We start from the raw sequence: 258 nt of genomic DNA on the forward strand, positions 1-258 counted from the left end.
CTTGGGAAGAGCTGGTCACGATAAACCAACTTCAGGAGCGCCATGGGTTTGCGCCGCAGGCTATGGATGACGTGCCGATAATCGACCACATGCCCGTGGGAGCCGTTATTGAACGACCGCCCCCGCGGCAATGTCATGAGGTGAGTGCCGCCGATGAACAGATCGAGGCGATCATCGTAAAGCCGAACGCGCAGCCGATGCCCGATCAGCCGTGAGGGCACGGTATAGAACACCTTGCGAAGCGTGAAGCTGCTGGTG

1 pseudogene is annotated in these 258 nt (G+C 59.3%); it reads right to left on the minus strand.

The features are described from left to right. Positions 1 to 258, minus strand: a pseudogene (locus RYX56_RS26670) (IS21 family transposase); the annotation flags it as partial.

Origin of the sequence: Alkalihalophilus lindianensis, assembly GCF_032843265.1 — a bacterium.
In the GTDB taxonomy this organism is placed as follows: domain Bacteria; phylum Bacillota; class Bacilli; order Bacillales; family Bacillaceae_D; genus Alkalihalophilus; species Alkalihalophilus lindianensis.